We start from the raw sequence: 19,757 nt of genomic DNA on the forward strand, positions 1-19,757 counted from the left end.
CAAGGCGCTGAAGTGAAGAAGGAGCGGAGATGTCAGAAGATGTGACCCTGGTGACCGGGGCAACCGGTTTTGTGGGATCGGCCGTCGCACGGGCTTTGCTGGAGCGTGGTCATCGTCTGCGCCTTCTGGTCCGGCAGACATCGGATCGCCGCAACGTGGCCGACCTGCCCGTGGAATTTGTTGTCGGAGACCTGGCAGACCCTCAGAGCTTGGCTGAGGCGCTGGAGGGCGTGACCTATCTTTTCCATGTAGCGGCGGATTATCGCCTTTGGGTACCAAACCCTGAAGTGATGATGAAGGCCAATGTCGAGGGAACCCGGCGCCTGATGCTCGCCGCCATGAAGGCGGGTGTAAAGCGTATCGTGTATTGTTCCTCCGTTGCGGCACTGGCCACGGCCCATGATGGCATTCCGGCCACGGAGTCTTCCCCCGTGACGGAGGATCAGATCGTGGGCGTTTACAAGCGGTCCAAATATCGGGCGGAGCAGGAAGTTCTGCGCCTTGTCCGGGAGGAGGGCCTGCCGGCTGTCATTGTGAATCCATCGACTCCGGTGGGACCACGGGACATCAAGCCGACACCGACCGGGCAGATGATTCTGGACTGTGCGACAGGCCGTATGCCGGCTTATGTCGAGACTGGGCTGAATATTGTCCATGTTGATGATGTGGCAGAAGGCCATGTGCTTGCTTTTGAGCATGGTACGATTGGCGAAAAATATATTCTGGGCGGCGAAAATCTCATGCTGGGTGATCTTTTTCGCATGGTGGCGGAGGTCGCCCATCGCCGTCCGCCCCGTATCCAGCTCAGGCAGTCATGGCTTTATCCGGTGGCCTATCTTTCCGAACTGTTGGCAAAAGGCTTTGGAATTCAGCCTCGTGTCACGAAAGAGATGCTGGACATGTCCAAAAAGTTGATGTTTTTTTCTTCGGCCAAGGCGGAGCAGGAGCTGGGGTACCGCCCCCGTCCGGCCCGTCAGGCCGTTGCCGATTCCGTGGCCTGGTTCCGCCAGCATGGGCGGGGACATTTTTTATCTTGAGAGGTAGTAGCAGGCTGGCACGGTGATGGTTTTTGTGATGGCGTTGTTTTCCTTGTTGGCCTGGCTGGGGCTGACATTTTTTCATGGTCAGTTCTGGATTGGTGGCCCCTGGCTCAGGAGGGGGCTGAAGGCCAGACGTTGGAAGAATGGCCTTCCAGCCGTGGCTGTCATCGTTCCAGCCCGTGATGAAGCAGCCTCCATCAGTGCCTGCCTGTCTTCCCTGCTGGGGCAGGATTATCAGGGGCGCTATCATGTTTTCCTTGTGGATGATGAAAGTACTGATGGTACGGGGGATATTGCCCGCCGTGTGCCAGACCCGCAAGGACGCCTGACCGTTCTGGATGGGAAGCCCCACCCGGCGGGGTGGAGCGGCAAACTCTGGGCCGTTGGGCAGGGGCAGGAAGAGGCTCTGGAGTTCCTTCCTGCTGATGGCTATGTCCTTCTGACAGATGCCGATATTGTCCATAAGGAAGACCATGTTTCCTCTCTGGTGGAGAGAGCCCAGAGCGAAAATATCGACATGGTTTCCGAGATGGTGAAGCTGAACTGCGCCTGTTTCTGGGAAAAGGTTTTTGTTCCGGCCTTCGTCTATTTCTTTGCCATGCTCTATCCTTTTCGAAGGATCGCCGACCCGCAGTCTCCAGTGGCTGGAGCTGCCGGGGGGACGGTGCTGATCCGCCGCAAGATGCTGGAGATGATAGGGGGAATACAGACCCTCAGGGATGCCTTGATCGACGACTGTACGCTCGGTGCCCGTGTCAAGGAGGCCGGAGGGCGGCTTTATCTTGGGTGCAGCGAACAGGCATGGTCCATCCGCACCTATCAGACCTTGGGCGAGATATGGCACATGATCGCCCGCAACGCTTATGTCCAGCTCGAATTCTCCCCCTGGAACCTTCTGAAAGCCTTGGCCGGCATGGTTCTGATATGGTTTCTGCCGGTTCGCCTTCTTCTGTTCGGCCGTGGTAAAAACCGCGTGGTGGGTGGCTGTGCATATGCGCTCAGCTGCATTACGTTCATGCCGACCCTGCGCTGGTTCAACCTGTCATGGTGGCGCGTCCTCTCATTGCCGCTGGTGGCTGCCTTCTACATGATGGCAACCGTCGGCTCCGCAGTGAATCATTATCGGGGCAAAGGTGTCAGCTGGCGCGGGCGGTCGTATGAAGGAGCAGAATCATGATGCCACAGTCTGGTGGGGCCATGGCGCAGGAGGATGCCCATATCTGGGGAAAACAGGACGTTTCTTCCAGCAAGGGCATGAAGGATGAGAACTTCCCCGTCGGGTCTTTCCTGATATCTCCGGGACACAGGCCCGCCGTCCATGCCTATTACAGGTTTGCCCGTGTGGCGGACGACATGGTGGACAATACCCGGCTGTCTCCCGCTCAGAAGGTGGTCCGGCTGAAAGCCCTGCGTGAGGTCCTGCACGGCGAGCGGAAGCCCCCGCCTGGCCGGGCTGATGCTTGGAGTGCGGTCATCCTCCGGACGGTTCTTCAGGAGCGCAACCTGCCGTTGGAGCTGGGAAGCGACCTGATAACGGCCTTCATCATGGATGCGGAAAAGACACGCTATGAACACTGGTCGGAGCTGCTGCATTACTGCCGCTATTCGGCCAATCCCGTAGGGCGCTTCCTGCTGATGCTGCATGGTGAAGGGGAAGAGACCTTCGGTCCGTCAGATGCGCTCTGCACGGCATTGCAGATTGTCAATCACATGCAGGATGTCAGCAGTGATCTGAAGCAGCTGAACCGCTGTTATGTGCCTCTCCCGTGGTTGCAGGAAGAGAATGTCCACCTGAAGGACCTCATCCTTGCCCGCAGCAAGCCGGGTGTACGGCGCGTGTTCGATCGCATGCTGGCCCATGTTGATGCCCTGAATGAGGAGGCCGCACGTCTTCCCGCACTTGTGAAAGACCGTCGCATGAGGCTGGAGGCCGCCGTGATCGTGGCACTCTGCCGCCGCCTGACAGAGCGTCTGCACCGGCAGGACCCGATAGCCGAACGGGTGGCGCTGACAAAGTCTGATGGTCTGCGGGCGTTGGGCTGGGCCATGCGTTACCTGCGCTGAGGCGGGTTTCATGCTGGCCCTTTGCCACGGCAGACTTTGCCGCTAGAAGAGGACAGGCTGTGATCGGCCTGTGGTTACGGTTCTGGCTGCGGCCATTGAAGGGATATGAGGAAGGTTATGGTCTCTGTTCGTCACAATACGTCTCAGGGTCTGCCATGTGCTCCGTCTGACCTGAGACAGGTGGAAGAGATCGTCAACCGGTCAGGGACGTCGTTTGGACGGGGGATGAAAATCCTGCCTCCCGGGCGGCGGGATGGCATGTTTGCCATCTATGCCTTCTGTCGTGTCGTGGATGACATCGCCGATGGCGACACCCCTCATGATGACCCTGCTTCCGCCCTGGAGAGCTGGAAAGGTCGTATTGCCGCCCTGTATGAGGGGCAGGCCGATACGGCGCTGGAGCGTGTCCTGCTTGAGGCCATCAGGCAGTTCGGGCTCAGGCAGGATGATTTCATCGCCATCATTGATGGGATGCTCATGGATTGTGGGGAACCGGTCGTGGCTCCTGATGAGGCTACGCTGGACCTGTACTGCGACCGGGTGGCGTCTGCTGTGGGCAGGTTGTCCGTGCGCATCTTCGGCACGCCGGAGGAGCAGGGGGACAGGCTTGCCTACCATCTGGGCCGTGCCCTTCAGCTGACGAACATCCTGCGTGACATTGCCGAAGATGCAGCCCGTGGACGGCTGTACCTGCCAGCCGAACTGCTGCGGCGTTACAGCGTGCCGGCTGATCCCGCCGAGGCTCTCTATGCCGTTGGGCTGGATGGGCTGTGCCGTATCCTCGCAGGACGGGCAAAAGATCATTTCCGCCGGGCTACGGCCCTGATGAAACAGTGCCCGGCAGCCACGGTGCGCCCGGCCCGGATCATGGCGGCCTCCTACCGGGTCACGCTGGCCGCTCTCTGTCGCCGTGGCTGGCGCAACCCGGAGGCCCCCCTGCGGGTTTGTTCCGTCCGCAAGAAGCTGGCCATGCTGCTGGCGGCGGCTGGAGTGTCATTGTGAGCCATGTTCATGTCATTGGTGGAGGACTTGCGGGTCTTTCCGCTGCTGTGGAGCTGGCACCCCAGGCGCAGGTGACCGTCTATGAGGCTGGTCCGGCCTGTGGGGGGCGGGCCCGGTCCTTTCATGACAGGGCGCTGGACACGGTCATCGATAACGGCAATCATCTGCTCCTTTCCGCCAATCCTGCCACGTTCCGCTATCTCGACCGTCTGGGTGCCCGGGATACGTTGCAGGGGCCGGGGGCTCCCATTTTTCCGTGGCATGATCTGGAGGCGGGCCTTTCCTGGACGTTGCGCCTTTCACCGGGGCGTCTGCCTTTCTGGCTGCTGCGGCGGGGCAGCCGTGTGCCCGGTATGCGTCTTGGGGAGGTGAGGGCTCTGTTCCGCCTGATGAAGGCTGGTGATCAGGCCAGCGTGGCAGACTGTCTCCTGCCGGGGCAGTTTGCCCGGCGCCTGCTGGAGCCGCTGGCTGTCTCCGGCCTCAATACGGGCATAGACCGGGGAAGTGCCCGTCTGCTGGGTAACATCGTACGGCGGACGCTGGCCAAAGGGGGACAGGCCTGTTGCCCGTGGATGGCCGCCAGAGGGCTTTCGGAAAGTTTTGTGACCCCCGCACTGCATTACTTGGAGCAGTTTCATGCTCAGGTGCTTACGGGTACGCGCGTCTCTGCCCTTGCGTTTGAGGACGGATCAGGGCGTGTGAGTGCGCTGGAGACATCCAGTGGCCCTGTGAGACTGGGGGCAGAAGATGCGGTCATCCTTGCCGTTCCGTCACCGGTGGCGGTCGGGTTGCTGCCGGGGCTGGAAGGGCCGGATGAGTTCGAGAGCATTGCCAATGCCCATTATCGCCTCCAGCAGCCTCTGCGGCCTCGTGGTGCTCTGAAGCAGGCTGGTTTTCTTGGGCTTGTTGGTGGTGTGGCGGAGTGGGTCTTCCTGCATGATGAGGTCCTGTCCGTCACGGTCAGTGCGGCCAACCGCTATGCGGACTGGCGCCAGGACGAGATGCTGGCGCACATATGGGCGGAACTGCATCAGGCCCTGGACCCGCTGGTTGAGACCCCGCTGCCGCAGGACATGCCGGCTGCCCGGTTGATCCGGGAGAAGCGGGCCACCTTTGCAGCCACACCGGAACAGGATAAAACGCGGCCGGGAGCAAAAACGGCTCATCCCAATCTTGCTCTTGCCGGTGACTGGACGGATACTGGTCTGCCTTCCACAATCGAGGGTGCCATACAGTCCGGGCTGGTGGCGGTGGGAGCGCTTGGTTTTCGCACGGCGTCTGCCGGAGCGGCGTGTACCTGAAGAACTGGTTTATGGTCTCCGCACATGCTGGACAGGCACAAGCCCTGTTGTGCGAGGATTTTGGAGGAGAGGTCAGTGAACAAGACGTTGTTCCATCATAACATGGATGCCACGGTGGTGGAGCAGGCTGTCAGGGCTTCCCATACTGCCTTGGGCAAGCGTCAGAAGAGTGACGGTCATTGGGTCTTTGAACTGGAAGCCGATGCAACCATCCCGTCGGAATATGTTCTGCTGCGCCATTTCCTTGACTGCATCGATGTGGAGCTTGAGCAGAAGATCGGAGTCTATCTGCGACGGACACAGGGTGAGCATGGGGGCTGGTCTCTCTATACGGATGGCCGGTTTGATCTTTCTTCCAGCGTGAAGGCCTATTTCGCCCTGAAGATGATCGGGGATGATCCGGAGGCCCCCCACATGCGCAAGGCCCGTGCGGCCATCCTGCATCATGGCGGGGCAGAGCGGAGCAACGTCTTCACCCGCACCCAGCTGGCCCTGTACGGGGAGGTTCCGTGGGATGCCGTGCCCGTCATGCCAGTGGAGCTCATGCTGCTGCCCCGCAAGGCGTTTTTCTCGGTCTGGAACATGTCCTACTGGTCCAGGGCGGTCATAGCGCCGCTGCTCATTCTGGCAGCTTACAGGCCGCTGGCCCTGAATCCCCGTGGCGTGCGGGTGCAGGAGCTGTTCAGGAGACCGCCAGCCACCATCAGGGACTGGATACGCGGTCCGTACCGGTCGGTCTGGGGGCGGGTATTTACTGGTCTGGACAGGCTCATCCGGCCGCTGGTTCCGTTCATTCCCCATTCCGTTCATGAGAAGGCCATCCGTGTCACGATCGACTTCATCGAGAAGCGGCTGAGTGGCGGTGGACTGGGTGCCATTTATCCTGCCATGGCGAATGTGATCATGATGTACCGGACCCTGGGGGTGCCGGATGATGATCCACGGGTTGTCCAGGCATGGGAGGCGGTACAGGGCCTGCTGGTAGTGAAGGATGATGAGGCCTATTGCCAGCCCTGCGTGTCGCCTGTGTGGGATACGGGGCTTTCCGGTCTTGCCATGCTGGAGGCTTCGACCGGTGCCAGGGGCGTGATGCCGGCCGAGACGGCGACTGCCCTGAAGAAGGCCGCTGCCTGGCTCAGGGAGCGCCAGATTCTGGATGTCAGAGGGGACTGGGCCATCAATGCGCCGACCCTGCGTCCGGGAGGTTGGGCTTTCCAGTACGAGAATGATTATTATCCGGACGTGGATGATACGGCTGTTGTCGGCATGTTGCTGCACAGGATCGACCCTGAAGAGAACCGTACGGCCATCGAGCGTGCCCGGGAATGGATCATTGGCATGCAGAGCAGCAATGGTGGTTGGGGTGCCTTCGATATTGACAACAACATGGAGGTGCTGAACCACATTCCATTCTCCGACCACGGTGCGTTGCTGGACCCACCGACGGTGGATGTCTCCGCACGCTGCATTTCGTTCCTCTCCCAGTTGGGTCATCCGGAAGATCGTGAGGTGATCCGTAAGGGGCTGGATTATATCCGCTCCGAGCAGGAAAAATCCGGCAGCTGGTTCGGCCGCTGGGGGACGAATTACATTTACGGCACGTGGTCCGTTCTCTGTGCCCTGAACATTGCTGGCATCAGTCATGATGACCCGATGGTGCGTCGGGCCGTCGCCTGGCTGGAGAGCGTACAGAATGATGATGGCGGCTGGGGTGAGGACTGCGCCAGCTATGAGGGGGCCCCACAGGGCCTCTACAAGGAGAGCCTGCCGACCCAGACGGCCTGGGCAACGTTGGGGCTGATGGCTGTTGGTCGCCACGATAGTGAGGCTGTCCGCCGTGGCATGGCCTATCTGATGCAGGCGCAGGATGATCAGGGTGAATGGCACGAGGCGCCGTATAATGCCGTTGGTTTCCCCAAGGTTTTTTACCTGCGCTATCATGGCTACAAGCAGTTCTTCCCGCTCATGGCGCTGTCCCGGTACCGCAATCTGGCTGATAGCAATTCCGGGCAGGTGGAGTTCGGTTTCTGATGCTGGGGGTCCTGGCAGGGCTCAGGCAGGAAGCACGGCTGGCCCGCCGTTTTTTCCCCGGGGCGAAGATCGCCCTGAGCCATGCCTGTGAGACCGGGGCACGGCAGGCTCTTCAGGTTCTTCAGGATGAAGGTGTGACGGCATTGCTGTCTTTTGGCTGCTCCGGGGCGCTGGATGCCGTCCTGCCACCGGGGAGTGTGCAGGTGGCTGAATATGTGCAGGCTGATGGTGAGCATTACAGGGCTGATCCCGCCCTGAGTGCCCGTTTCGGTGCGGCCCAGGCGGCTGTCCGGGGTGGCATCCTGCACAGTCCGGTCATGATTGGCACGGCCAGAGAGAAAGCTGACCTTTTTTCCCGGACGGGGTGCCACGCCGTGGATATGGAGAGTGGTCTCGTAGCCCGGTCTGGCCTGCCCTTTGCGGTTCTGCGGGTGATCTGTGACGATGCGGGCAGGGACCTTCCCCCCGCTGCCCGGGAAGGTCTGAAGGACGGGCGGGTCCACGTGCCGGCTTTGCTGGGGTCCATCCTGAGGCATCCCGTGCAGATTGGCGCCTTGATCGGCCTGGGGCGTGATGCTGCCCGTGCCCATCAGGCCATGGCTGATTTTCTGGAAACACTTCCGCTCGCACGGGTCTGAAAGGCGTCGTCGGAGTACTTGCGTTTCCGTCCGGCCTGTTCTAGAGAAGGGCCGTATTTGCCGCTTCCATGTGGGGCGGGAGGTATATTTCGCACGCATGGCCCGGATTGCCTGGTGTCCCTTGCCACCAAGGGGCGTTGCCATGCGGAGGACAAACCAGAGAAAGAAAGTTTCAGACTATGGCAATGCCACAGTTCACGATGCGCCAGCTGCTTGAGGCTGGTGTTCATTTCGGTCATCACACACGTCGCTGGAACCCGGCCATGGCACCGTACCTGTTCGGTGTCCGCAACCAGGTGCACATCATCGACCTTCAGCAGACCGTTCCGCTGCTGGACCGCGCCCTGAAGCAGGTGCGTGACACCGTGGCTTCCGGTGGCCGTGTTCTGTTCGTCGGCACGAAGCGCTCCGCTGCCGATCTGGTGGCTGATGCAGCACAGCGTTGCGGCCAGTACTACGTCAATCACCGTTGGCTCGGTGGGATGCTGACGAACTGGAAGACCATCACCGGCTCCATCAAGCGTCTGCGTGGCATTGACGAAATGCTGGCTGGCGACACGACCGGCCTGACCAAGAAGGAAGTCCTCGACATCACCCGTGACCGCGAAAAGCTGGAACGCTCCCTCGGCGGTATCAAGGATATGGGTGGCCTGCCGGACCTGCTGTTCGTGATCGACACGAACAAGGAGAAGCTGGCTGTTGAGGAAGCCAACAAGCTGGGCATCCCCGTGATTGCCGTGCTGGACAGCAACTCCGACCCGAAGGGTGTCACTTTCCCGATCCCGGGCAATGATGATGCCATCCGTGCCATCGCCACATATTGCGACCTGGTCTCCGGTGCCGTGCTGGATGGCATTTCTGCCGAGCTGGCTGCGTCCGGGCAGGACATTGGCGCTTCCGCAGAGCTGCCGGTTGAGGAAACCGTTGTGGCAGAGAAGGCTGAATAAGCCTCTCCGGCTTTTGGCCACAGGGCCATGCGGACAGTCCGGCCCGTCTTTCATGGAGTGGCCGGACAGTGGATATTGTGACATGAACAGCTCATGCAGCCGTGGAGACTTTCCGGCTGCATGGGTGTTTTATCGGGGATGAAGAGATATGGCAGAAGTTACTGCTGCAATGGTGCGTGAGCTGCGCGATACAACAAGCGCAGGCATGATGGACTGTAAAAAGGCCCTGACGGAAGCCAATGGCGACATGCAGGCTGCTATCGACTGGCTGCGCAAGAAGGGTCTGTCCCAGGCTGCCAAGAAGTCTGGCCGCGTTGCGGCTGAAGGTCTGGTGGGTGTGGCCGTTGATGGCAAGAAGGCTGCCATGGTGGAGGTCAATGCCGAGACGGACTTCGTGGCTCGCAATGATGCCTTCCAGCAGGCTGTGGAAGACATCGCCAAGGTGGCTCTGCAGGTTGGTGGTGATCTGGAGGCCGTCAAGGCTGCCAAGATGCCGTCTGGCCGCACCGTTGCTGATGAGCTGACCCATCTGGTCGCCACCATTGGTGAGAACATGAGCCTTCGTCGCGTGGACGTGCTGAGCGTGCCGTCTGGTGTCGTGGCCAGCTACGTTCACGGTGCCCTGCGCCCCAGCGTAGGCCGTATCGGTGTGCTGGCTGCTGTCGAGGCTCCTTCCGAGAGTGAAGCTCTGCTGACACTGGGCCGCCAGATCGGTATGCACGTTGCTGCCACCAGCCCGACGGCTCTGGATGTGGATGGCGTGGACGCTGCGTCCGTTGCTCACGAGCGCAAGGTGCTGGAAGACCAGGCCCGTGCCTCCGGCAAGCCGGAAGCCATCATCGAGAAGATGGTGGAAGGCCGTATCCGCAAGTTCTACGAGGAAGTGGTTCTGCTGGAGCAGGTCTGGGTGCATGACGGTGAGAGCCGCGTGAAGGAAGTCGTCAAGAAGGCTGGTGCCAAGCTGGTTGGTTTTGCCCGCTACAAGCTGGGTGAAGGCATCGAGAAGGCTGAGACGGACTTTGCTGCCGAGGTGGCTGCGGCTTCTGGCCAGAAGAAATAAGCCTTTAACGGTTTCTTGCTAGAAGAAAGGGGCTTCGCCAATATGGCGGGGCCCCTTTTTCTGTCTTGAGGGTAACGGTATGGAGTGGGAAGACCCGGCCATCATCCTGCGGCTTTCTCCTCATGGGGAAAGCAGTCTGCTGGTCCGTGCACTGACCCGGCATCGGGGGGTTTTTCATGCTCTGGTGCGTGGCGGGCAGTCCCGGCGGCAGGCGGCGCTCTGGCAGGAGGGCAGTCTGGTCGTGGCCCGCTGGAAGGCCCGCCTGCCAGAACAGTTGGGTTACATGACAGCGGAGCTTGTGCGGCCCACAGCGTCTTTCCTCCTCGACCATCCTCTATCTCTGTCCCTGCTCGGGAGTGCCTGTGGCCTGTGTAGTGAAGCCCTGCCAGAGAGGGAGCCACATGAGGCGCTGTTTGCGTCTCTGGCCCATTTCATGGGGGTGATGAGCGTGTCCGCCGCCCTGCCACCCGTGGCGCTTTATCTGCGTTGGGAACTGCTTCTTCTGGAGCAGCTGGGGTATGGCCTGACGTTGGACCAATGTGCCGTTACGGGCGTGCGGGAGGGGCTGGCCTATGTGTCTCCCCGCACGGGGCGTGCCGTAAGTGAGGAGGGAGCTGGGGAGTGGAAGGATCGTCTTCTTCCTCTGCCGTCCTGTCTTCTGGATGATGAAGAGGAAGGAAAGCCGGCAGACTGGCTTGCTGGGGCAAGGCTGAGTGGCCATTTTCTTCAGCGGGCTGTTTTTGCTGCCTGCCATCGTCCTTTGCCCGCTGCACGGGACCGGCTGATGACAGCCCTGTATCGACTGGCTGAGGATGCGGCCTCTGGACAGGAGGAAGAAGAGCGTGTCTAACCTGTCTCCATCCGAGAGGCGAACATGAAGCAGGAGACCTTATGACGGGCGATCTCGCCGGGCATATCGAAGATACACGGCTGGCTGAGGCACTGAGTGAGCGTTATCTGGCCTACGCCATGTCCACCATCACGTCACGCTCTCTGCCGGATGTACGGGATGGGCTCAAACCGGTGCATCGCCGTTTGCTCTATGCCATGCAGCAGCTCAAGCTGGACCCGAGTTCCGGCTTCAAGAAATGTGCCCGTGTGGTGGGTGATGTCATCGGTAAGTTCCATCCTCATGGGGATGCGTCCGTCTATGATGCGCTGGTGCGTCTGGCGCAGGATTTTGCCGTGCGTTATCCGCTGGTGGAAGGACAGGGCAATTTCGGGTCCATTGATGGCGATGGTGCGGCTGCCATGCGGTACACCGAAAGCCGCATGACCGAAACGGCCCGCATCATGCTGGAAGGAATCAGCGATGATGCGGTCGATTTCCGTCCGACCTACGACAATGAGGATCAGGAACCGGTCGTCTTGCCGGGGCTTTTCCCCAATCTTCTGGCCAATGGAGCGGCCGGGATTGCCGTGGGTATGGCCACCAGCATCCCTCCTCATAATGCCGCCGAACTCTATCAGGCGGCCCGGTTACTGATCGAGAAGCCGGACTGTAGCACGGAGGAGCTGCTGGATGTCGTGCCGGGGCCGGACTTCCCCACCGGTGGCCTGCTGGTTGAGGACCGCCAGACGCTCGTCCAGGCCTATGAGACAGGGCGTGGCAGCTTCCGCATCCGGGCACGCTGGGCGGTCGAGAAGGGCCGTGGTGGCGCATGGACCATCATCGTCTCGGAAATTCCCTATCAGGTGCAGAAGGGTAAACTGATCGAAGATATCGCCAGGAAGATGGAAGAGAAGAAACTTCCTCTCTTGGCTGATGTACGGGATGAAAGCACAACGGATATCCGGTTGGTTCTGGAACCCAGAACCCGCAGTTGCGAGCCTGATGTGCTGATGGAAACGCTCTTCCGGCACACCATGCTGGAAAGCCGCTTCAGCCTGAACATGAACGTTCTCAGCCAGGGGAAAATCCCCGGCGTGCTGTCTCTCAAGGATGTTCTGAAGGCATGGCTGGAGCATGTGCATGATGTACTGGTCCGCCGCACGCAGCACCGTCTGGATGCCGTCCTGAAAAGGCTGGAAATTCTGGATGGTTTCCTGAAGGTCTATCTCAATCTTGATGAGGTCATCCGCATCATCCGGGAAGAGGATGAGCCGAAGCCTGCCCTCATGAAAGCGTTCTCCTTGAGTGAGCTTCAGGCGGATCATGTGCTGAACATGCGTCTGCGGTCCCTTCGACGGCTGGAAGAAATGGAAATCCGCAAGGAATGGGACGGTCTGGGCAAAGAGCAGGCGTCACTGGAGGCTCTGCTGGGGTCTGAAAAGCGGCGCTGGAGCCGGATCGGGAAAGATCTCCAGAAGATGCAGGCCCTGTTTGAAGGTGGACCCTATGGCCAGCGTCGCACGGTCATGGGTGAGGCCCCGGTCAGCATTGATACCTCTGCCGCTCTGGCGGTGGAACGGGAACCTGTCACGGTGCTTCTTTCACAGGAGGGCTGGGTTCGTGCCGTCAAGGGGCATGGGCATGATGTGGAGAACCATCGCTTCAAGGAAGGGGACGGACTGGCCTGGCATGTCGAGTGTCAGAGTACGGACCGTCTCTGTCTGATGGCAGCCGGGGGGCGGGCTTTCACGCTGAAGGTGGCGGACCTGCCCCGGGGGCGTGGCTTTGGTCAGCCGGTGCGGACACTGGCTGATCTGGCGCAGGATGATCAGGCTGTGGCCCTGTTTGTTCTTGGTGAGGATGATGCCCGGTATTTTCTGGCCAGTACCGATGGCCGGGGGATGCAGGTGGCCGCCAGCAATCTTGCAGCAGAGAAGAGAACAGGGCGGCAGGTGTTCAACGTGCGGGATGGAGCGCAGGTATGGCTTGCCCTGCCCGCTGAGGGGACGCATGTTCTCTGCCTGACAACAGCCAGACGTGCGCTCATTTTCCCGCTGGAGCAGGTGGCCGAAGTGGCGAAGGGAGGGGGTGTCAGCCTCCAGAAACTGGCTGATGGCGTAGCGATCAGCCATATCCGTCTCTTCTCTCTGGAAGAGGGCCTCGTCTGGCAGGAGGGGCAGAAGGTCCGGTCCCCGGCTGATCTGGCCCCGCTGGTTGGCCGCCGGGGCGCTGTCGGGCGGGCAGCACCACAATGGATGCTGCGCCGATAGGCGGGACAAGCCTGAAACAGCCTGCCGCCCGTCTCCGCCTGCAGGTGGGGTCGGGCTGATTATGGGACCATGCTGAGGAGAGGACATGGCAGCGCTTTTTTCATACACCTTCCTGCTGGGGCTGCTGCATGTCAGTCTTTCCCTTCTGGTAACAGGCCATATCCTGCTCACCAAACGGGATACGGCTGCTGCCGCTGGCTGGATAGGTTTCTGCTGGGTCATGCCCTATCTGGGGTCGCTGCTTTATCTCTGCCTGGGGATCAATCGTGTCCATCGCCGGGCGCAGAAGCTGCGGGAAGATGTCAGCCCGGAGGAGACGGCCTTTCTGGCGACATGGACCCATGATGCTGCCGACAGTTTCATGGCACCTCTGGTAAAGATGCTGGATGGACTGACTGGCCTGCCCCTGCTCAAGGGGAACAGCGTGACCTGCCTGCATGATGGCGACCATGCGTATCCGAGGATGCTGGAAAGCATTGCCCGGGCAAAGCACTCCATTCTGCTCTGTTCCTACATTTTTCGGGATGATGGAATCGGCAGGAAATTCGTGGCAGCTCTGGCGGAGGCCCGGCAGCGTGGGGTCGAGGTCCGTGTACTGGTGGATGGTATCGGCAGTGGCTATCTCTACAGCCCGATCATCCAGAGGTTGAAGCGGGAGAACATACCCTGTGCCCGGTTCATGCATTCTCTCTGGCCGTGGCGGATGCCGTTCATCAATCTGCGGGACCATCGCAAGATATTGGTGGTGGATGGCCGGACAGGCTTCATGGGTGGGTTGAATATTGGAGCGGAAAATCTGCTCAGCCAGCCCAGAGGGCGGCGCATCCCGGTGGCGGATACGCATTTCCAGCTGGAAGGCCCCGTGGTCCAGCAGTTTTCCGAGGTCTTCGTGAGGGACTGGGCCTTCACGACTGGGGAAACCCTGGAAGGGGAGCGTTATTTTCCGGTGCCCGTGGCGGGTGGCAGTATTCCGGCCCGTGTCGTGACGTCAGGGCCGGACATGGATGTTGAGAAGATTGAATATACCATTCTTCAGGCTGTCATTCTGGCTCGCAGCCATGTCTGCTTCATGACCCCTTATTTCATCCCGGATAACCGGTTTGCCACAGAGCTTGGGCTGGCTGCCCTGCGTGGGGTGCGGGTGGATATTGTTGTTCCCCGTCACAGCAACCATCCGGTGACGGATTATGCCCGCAATGCCCGCCTCAGGAACCTGGTGCTGGCGGGTTGCCGGGTCTGGCTGGGGGATCCGCCTTTCAACCATTCCAAGCTCATGACAGTGGACCGGGCCTGGAGCCTTGTTGGCAGTGCCAATCTGGACCGGCGTTCCCTGCGTCTCAATTTCGAATGCAATCTGACCCTGCATGGTGCGGAGACGGCAGGTCATCTGGAAGAGTTCATCCTTGGCCATTGCAGCCATCAGCTGACGCTTGCTGAAATTGATTCATGGTCCCTGCCGGTCCGCCTGCGGAATGCGGCCTGCTGTCTCTTCCTGCCTTATCTCTGATCAGGAAGGGTGAGGCTGCTGCTTACGGCCTCTGGTTGCAGGGTGACGGCAATGGGGCGATGGTCTGATCCGAAACGGGGATAGACCCGCCGTTCCATCAGGGAGAAACCGCGGACAAGGCAGCGGTCCAGCCGCAGGGGCACCCTGTCGAGCATCCGGTGGGTCTGCTCCCGTGGTCCCACATCCCTGAAACCCCGCAGCATGGCGGGGCCTACCTGATTGAAGTCTCCGATGATGATGGCCCGTTCCGGCAGTTCCTCCCGGATGAGCCGCAGCTGACGCCGGTTGAGGATGGGACCGTGGGAGAGATGGACATTGGCGAGGCCGAACGGCCCAAACCCTGTATCAAATTCCAGCAGCTGGGCAGAACGGTGGGCAGCCAGACCGGGCGGCAGCATGTGCAGCCGTGGGGAGGAGAGAAAGGGATGGCGGCTCCAGCAGGCGGTGCCATGGACCCGTCCCTCTGAAGCCAGACGGCTGAAATGCCCCCCTATGAGGTCGGGCAGACGGTTGATGAAGGGGCGGCATTCCTGCATGAGCAGTATGTCGGGCTTCGTAACCCGCAGCAGGAGGCGGATATCCTCCAGCGTGGCACCATCCTCATGAAAAAGGTTCCAGCTCACCAGCCGGAGGGCATGGGGGACTGCAAACGGCAATGTCGGGTCCTGCATTGTTGTAATGACCTGATAATCAACAGAAACAAGACCCATCTGCACAGGCCTGAAAGGGAGAAGGCAGTCTATACCGTTTTGGCGGTAAAGAACATCATGGAACCTTCATGCCAGATACCGGCCTTCTTTACAGGAGAAAGCTGTACGGCAGGGGGCTTCATGAAGGGGGGTTGCGTCTCTTCGTGAAGAAGGGAAAATGTCTGTCCGACCCGCATGGATAGCAGGAGTGACAGGTATGAAGAGCAGGACCATAGGGGCAGGGTCTGTCATTGGTGAGGGCTGGCAGAAATTTGCGACGTTTCTGACCCACGCCGGGCGTCAGCAGCCGGGTCGGGAAGGTGGATTTGTCAACATGCCGGTTGAGCGTGGTTCAACGGTCGTGTTCCCGACGGTTGAGGACATGGAGGCCCAGGGCGTTCATGCCTACGATCACAGGCTTGTTTATGGCGCCATGGGCAACCCCGTCCAGCACAGGCTGGAACAGGTGATTGCAGCCCTGGAAGGCGGAAGCCATACGCAGGTTGTCAATTCCGGTCTGGCAGCTTGTAGCGTGGCTCTGCTGGCGTTCCTGAAGAGCGGGGACCATCTGCTTCTGCCAGATTCCGTCTATGGTCCGACACGGCGTTTTGCGTTGGGAATGTTGGCCCGTTTTGGGGTTGAGACCGGCTTTTATCCGCCCCGTGCGGATGAAGCCACCCTGCGGGCGCATCTCCGGCCCAACACGGCCGTGGTTTTTGCCGAAAGCCCGGGCAGTCATACGTTCGAGGTGCAGGACGTTCCCCGGATCGCCCGTCTGGCACACGGAGCCGGGGCACGGCTGCTGCTGGACAATACATGGGGGATCGGGGCGTTCCAGCCCTTCACGCATGGGGTGGATGTGTCCATTCAGGCCCTGACGAAATATCCCAGCGGCCATGCGGATGTGATTCTTGGGTCCATCACGGTCCAGCGGCAGGAACACTGGCAGGCCCTGCGCCGTGCCGCCATCGAGCTGGGAGCCTGCGGTGCCCCGGATGACTGCTGGCTGACCCTGCGGGGCCTGAAGACCATGGCTGTCCGTCTGGCCCAGCAGGCTCGCTCCGCTTATGAGCTGGCCCTCTGGCTGGAGAGTCGCCCGGAGGTCGCCCATGTGCGGCATCCAGCCCTGCCGGGCTGTCCGGGGCATGAGATATGGAAGCGTGATTTCACGGATGCCAGTGGTCTGTTCGGTGTGGAGCTGGTTGAAGGGATCACGCAGGAAGCCATGGTCGCCATGCTGAACGGACTGAACCTCTTCAGCATTGGAGCCAGTTGGGGGGGGTATGAAAGTCTTGTCCTGCCGACATCCGGGGGACTGACACGACATCATGAAGAGGGTTTGCCGAAGGGCGCAGCCTTCCGTATTCAGGTCGGGCTGGAGGACGTGGCGGATTTGAAGGCTGATCTGGCCCGTGGGCTGGATGGACTGTCTTCCTGATCTTCAGAGCGGGGTGCGGTAGGAGAGAGCTTCTGCCGCATGGTGTTTCTGCACGGTTTCCGTGCCGTCCAGATCGGCAATCGTGCGGGCGACACGGAACATGCGTGTGATGCCACGGTGTGAAAGTTTCATCCGCAGGGCTGCCTGTTCTGCAAGAGCCAGGGCGTCCGCTTCGAAGAGGAACCCATCGGGGGGCATGGTGCTGTTGCAGGTTCCCTGTCGTTCCATCTGCCGATCATAGGCCTTTTGCACTCTGGCCCGTACCTCTGCGCTGCTTTCTCCTGTGGGGGCACGGCTGATGGCCAGAGGTGAAAGGGAGTGGATATGAACGCACAGATCCATGCGGTCCAGCATCGGGCCGGAGATGCGGGCCGTATAATCCTGTGCGCAGCGTGGTGCCCGGTTGCAGGAACGCTCGGCATCATGGACATACCCGCAGCGGCAGGGGTTCATGGCGGCAACAAGCTGGAAACGGGCCGGATAGTGTGTATGCCGTGCGGCACGGGAGATGGTGACCTCACCTGATTCGACAGGCTGGCGCAGTCCTTCAAGACAGTTGCGGGGAAATTCAGGGAGTTCATCCAGAAACAGGACGCCATTATGGGCGAGGCTGACCTCGCCGGGCATGGCTTTTGGACCGCCACCGACCAGAGCAGGCAGTGTCGTATTGTGGTGTGGCGCCCGATAGGGGGGACGGTTGACAAGCTGCCCGGCAGGCAACAGGCCACCAATGCTGTGGATGCGGCTGGTCTCCAGGATTTCCGTCGCAGAGAGATCAGGCAGGATACCGGGCAGACGGCTGGCCAGCATGGATTTTCCAGACCCGGGCGGGCCAGACATGAGCAGGGAGTGACGACCTGCGGCGGCAATTTCCAGCACACGACGGGCCTGCATCATGCCCTTCACATCCCGGAGGTCGAGGCCATAATCGGGAGGCTGGGGGGTAGGAGGGGGTTCATCCGGCAGGGGCTGTTCTTTGCGGAGATGGCCGATCAATGCCGTGAGGGATGGCGTGGCGATGATCTCAAGGGCCGGATGGCCCCAGCGTGCCTCTGCCCCCTGCGATGCTGGGCAGATCAGCCCCTGGCCCTGGGTCGATGCTGTCAGGGCGGCGCAGAGGATGCCGTTTACAGGGGTGACCGTTCCATCAAGGGCGATTTCACCCAAAGCGGTCAGGGCCGTGATGGAGTCGGCCGGGATGACACCCATGGCGGCAAGCAGGCCCAGAGCGATGGGGAGGTCGAAATGGGCTCCTTCCTTGGGGAGGTCGGCCGGGGTGAGATTGACGAGGATCCGTTTCGGAGGGAGGGCCAGCCCCATGGCGGAGAGTGCCGCACGGACACGCTCCCGGGATTCGGCAATGGCCCGGGCGGGCATCCCGACAATGATGAAGGATGGCAGCCCGCTGGAAATCTGAACTTCCACCATGACAGGCAAGGCATCGATTCCAGAGAAGGTGACGCTCTGGATGCGGGCAAGAGCGGGCGGGGTGGTGGCCATGATCAGAAGTCCTTGTGGGTCGGATATGAAACCGCCCGACAGTGGACCTGCCGGGCGATTGTCAGAAGCAGACCGGACAGGGCAGCAGGACGGCTCAGTCTTCAGCCGGGACCGGACGGATGGAGCGGGCCCGCAGGGTTCCTTTCAGGCTACGGAGCTGTTCCAGAAGCTCTTTTTCCAGTTCGGCGACATTCTGGCCTTCCTGTGCTTCGGCTTCGGTCACGACGTAGCCAAGCTCACCATCTGTCTGGAGGAACTGGGCCGTCAGGTTGCAGGCGGCTTTGGCAAAAATGTCGTTGATCTGCCCAAGGATGCCCGGCTGGTTGGAGTGGACATGCATGAAGCGCATCCCGCCGGGGCGCTCACCCAGCTGAACCTGTGGGAAGTTGACAGCCCCGATGGTGGAGCCGACATCAGAATAATCCACCAGCTTCTGGGCGACTTCGACACCGATGCGCTCCTGTGCTTCCATGGTGGAGCCACCGATGTGTGGGGTCAGCAGTACGTTTTCCAGCCCCTGGAGCGGAGAGGTGAAGCGCTCCTGACTGCTCTTCGGTTCCACGGGGAAGACGTCGATGGCCGCACCCATCAGGTGGCCGTCCTTCAGGGCACGGGCCAGGGCTTCAATATCCACCACCGTGCCACGGGCGTTGTTGAGCAGAATGGAGTTCGGCTTCATGGCCCGGATTTCAGCCTCGCCGATCATGTTCTGCGTTTCCGGTGTTTCAGGAACATGCAGCGTCACGATGTCGGACTGGCCCAGCAGCTCTTCCAGAGAGCTGACGGCAATGGCGTTGCCGTGTGGCAGGCGGGGGGCGATGTCATAAAAGAGCACCCGCAGGCCGAAGGATTCGGCCAGAACGGACAGCTGGGACCCGATGGAGCCGTAGCCCACGATGCCGACCGTCTTGCCGCGGACTTCCCACGCATTGTTGGCGGACTTTTCCCAGCCCCCCTTGTGGCAGGCCTCCGAGCGGGACGGAATGCGGCGCAGCAGCATCACGATCTCGCCCATGACCAGCTCGGCCACGGAACGGGTGTTGCTGAAAGGCGCATTGAAGACGGGAATCCCGGCCATCCGGGCAGCCTTGAGGTCCACCTGGTTGGTGCCGATGCAGAAGCACCCAATGGCCATGAGGCGGTTGGCAGAGTTGATGATATCAGCTGTCAGCTGCGTCCGGCTGCGAATGCCGACCATATGGACACCCTGAAGGGCTTCCTTGAGGGCATCGCCTTCCAGGGCGCCTTTCAGCCGGGTGACAGAGGCGTAGCCCTGCTGTTCCAGATAGTTGACGGCACTGTCATGGATGCCTTCCAGCAGAAGAATGTTGATTCTGTCTTTGGCGAGGGAGAGGGGCATGGCGGGTAACCTTCATCGTGGGAACCGGGTCAGCAGGCGTGACCTCGTGAAGAATCGTTATCTATGTGTAATGGACAG

Annotated in this window: 16 protein-coding genes; 13 read left to right on the forward strand and 3 right to left on the reverse strand. The window is 60.7% G+C overall.

The features are described 5' to 3' along the window. Window positions 1-29: 29 nt before the first annotated feature. From hpnA to J8Z04_RS06355, 12 genes are all read left to right on the forward strand, one after another. Window positions 30-1,037: a hopanoid-associated sugar epimerase gene (gene hpnA, locus J8Z04_RS06300; protein WP_081563071.1), complete on the forward strand. Its 1,008-nt coding sequence runs from the start codon at window positions 30-32 to the stop codon at window positions 1,035-1,037. Window positions 1,038-1,062: 25 nt separating this feature from the next. Next, complete coding sequence (locus J8Z04_RS06305; protein ID WP_043560465.1) at window positions 1,063-2,217, forward strand: glycosyltransferase; 1,155 nt, start codon at window positions 1,063-1,065, stop codon at window positions 2,215-2,217. After that, the gene (gene hpnC, locus J8Z04_RS06310) at window positions 2,214-3,104 is read left to right on the forward strand and encodes a squalene synthase HpnC (protein ID WP_232086321.1); all 891 of its coding nucleotides are present in this window, start codon (window positions 2,214-2,216) and stop codon (window positions 3,102-3,104) included. The genes J8Z04_RS06305 and hpnC overlap by 4 nt, the downstream gene beginning before the upstream one ends. Window positions 3,105-3,221: 117 nt before the next feature. Beyond that, window positions 3,222-4,106: a presqualene diphosphate synthase HpnD gene (hpnD, locus tag J8Z04_RS06315; protein ID WP_081563073.1), complete on the forward strand. Its 885-nt coding sequence runs from the start codon at window positions 3,222-3,224 to the stop codon at window positions 4,104-4,106. Then, window positions 4,103-5,407, forward strand: coding sequence for a hydroxysqualene dehydroxylase HpnE (gene hpnE / locus J8Z04_RS06320; RefSeq protein WP_212125593.1), 1,305 nt, complete (start codon window positions 4,103-4,105; stop codon window positions 5,405-5,407). The genes hpnD and hpnE overlap by 4 nt, the downstream gene beginning before the upstream one ends. A 102-nt stretch (window positions 5,408-5,509) precedes the next feature. Beyond that, window positions 5,510-7,438, forward strand: a complete 1,929-nt coding sequence (gene shc, locus J8Z04_RS06325; RefSeq protein WP_192848342.1) for a squalene--hopene cyclase — start codon at window positions 5,510-5,512, stop codon at window positions 7,436-7,438. Beyond that, on the forward strand, window positions 7,438-8,076 hold the full coding sequence (locus J8Z04_RS06330; RefSeq protein ID WP_043560452.1) for a phosphorylase family protein: 639 nt from the start codon (window positions 7,438-7,440) through the stop codon (window positions 8,074-8,076). Before shc ends, J8Z04_RS06330 begins: the two co-directional genes overlap by 1 nt. 179 nt (window positions 8,077-8,255) lie before the next feature. Next, on the forward strand, window positions 8,256-9,023 hold the full coding sequence (rpsB, locus tag J8Z04_RS06335) for a 30S ribosomal protein S2 (protein WP_043560449.1): 768 nt from the start codon (window positions 8,256-8,258) through the stop codon (window positions 9,021-9,023). 148 nt (window positions 9,024-9,171) lie between these two features. After that, window positions 9,172-10,083, forward strand: a complete 912-nt coding sequence (gene tsf, locus J8Z04_RS06340; RefSeq protein WP_086441176.1) for a translation elongation factor Ts — start codon at window positions 9,172-9,174, stop codon at window positions 10,081-10,083. Between the two features lie 79 nt (window positions 10,084-10,162). Further along, on the forward strand, window positions 10,163-10,933 hold the full coding sequence (recO, locus tag J8Z04_RS06345; RefSeq protein WP_043560446.1) for a DNA repair protein RecO: 771 nt from the start codon (window positions 10,163-10,165) through the stop codon (window positions 10,931-10,933). A gap of 41 nt (window positions 10,934-10,974) precedes the next feature. Continuing rightward, window positions 10,975-13,185: a DNA topoisomerase IV subunit A gene (parC, locus tag J8Z04_RS06350; protein ID WP_103765464.1), complete on the forward strand. Its 2,211-nt coding sequence runs from the start codon at window positions 10,975-10,977 to the stop codon at window positions 13,183-13,185. 85 nt (window positions 13,186-13,270) lie between these two features. After that, window positions 13,271-14,692, forward strand: a complete 1,422-nt coding sequence (locus tag J8Z04_RS06355; RefSeq protein ID WP_192848080.1) for a phospholipase D-like domain-containing protein — start codon at window positions 13,271-13,273, stop codon at window positions 14,690-14,692. On the opposite strand, the gene J8Z04_RS06360 is transcribed toward J8Z04_RS06355, so the two are convergent. Beyond that, window positions 14,683-15,402 (reverse strand): endonuclease/exonuclease/phosphatase family protein, encoded by a 720-nt coding sequence (locus tag J8Z04_RS06360; protein WP_227431353.1) that lies wholly within the window; start codon window positions 15,400-15,402, stop codon window positions 14,683-14,685. The genes J8Z04_RS06355 and J8Z04_RS06360 overlap by 10 nt on opposite strands. A gap of 196 nt (window positions 15,403-15,598) precedes the next feature. Between J8Z04_RS06360 and metC the strand changes: the two genes are divergently transcribed. After that, entirely contained in the window at window positions 15,599-16,819 is a 1,221-nt protein-coding gene (metC, locus tag J8Z04_RS06365; protein WP_192848081.1) for a cystathionine beta-lyase, read from the forward strand. 3 nt (window positions 16,820-16,822) lie between these two features. Here metC and J8Z04_RS06370 read toward each other — a convergent pair whose 3' ends face one another. Then, a complete protein-coding gene (locus tag J8Z04_RS06370; RefSeq protein WP_043560437.1) occupies window positions 16,823-18,319 on the reverse strand; it encodes a YifB family Mg chelatase-like AAA ATPase in 1,497 nt (498 codons plus the stop codon). Between the two features lie 94 nt (window positions 18,320-18,413). Further along, window positions 18,414-19,679 (reverse strand): phosphoglycerate dehydrogenase, encoded by a 1,266-nt coding sequence (gene serA, locus J8Z04_RS06375; protein ID WP_043560435.1) that lies wholly within the window; start codon window positions 19,677-19,679, stop codon window positions 18,414-18,416. Between the last annotated feature and the right edge of the window lie 78 nt (window positions 19,680-19,757).

This window comes from Bombella apis, from assembly GCF_018221685.1.
Lineage (GTDB): Bacteria > Pseudomonadota > Alphaproteobacteria > Acetobacterales > Acetobacteraceae > Bombella > Bombella apis.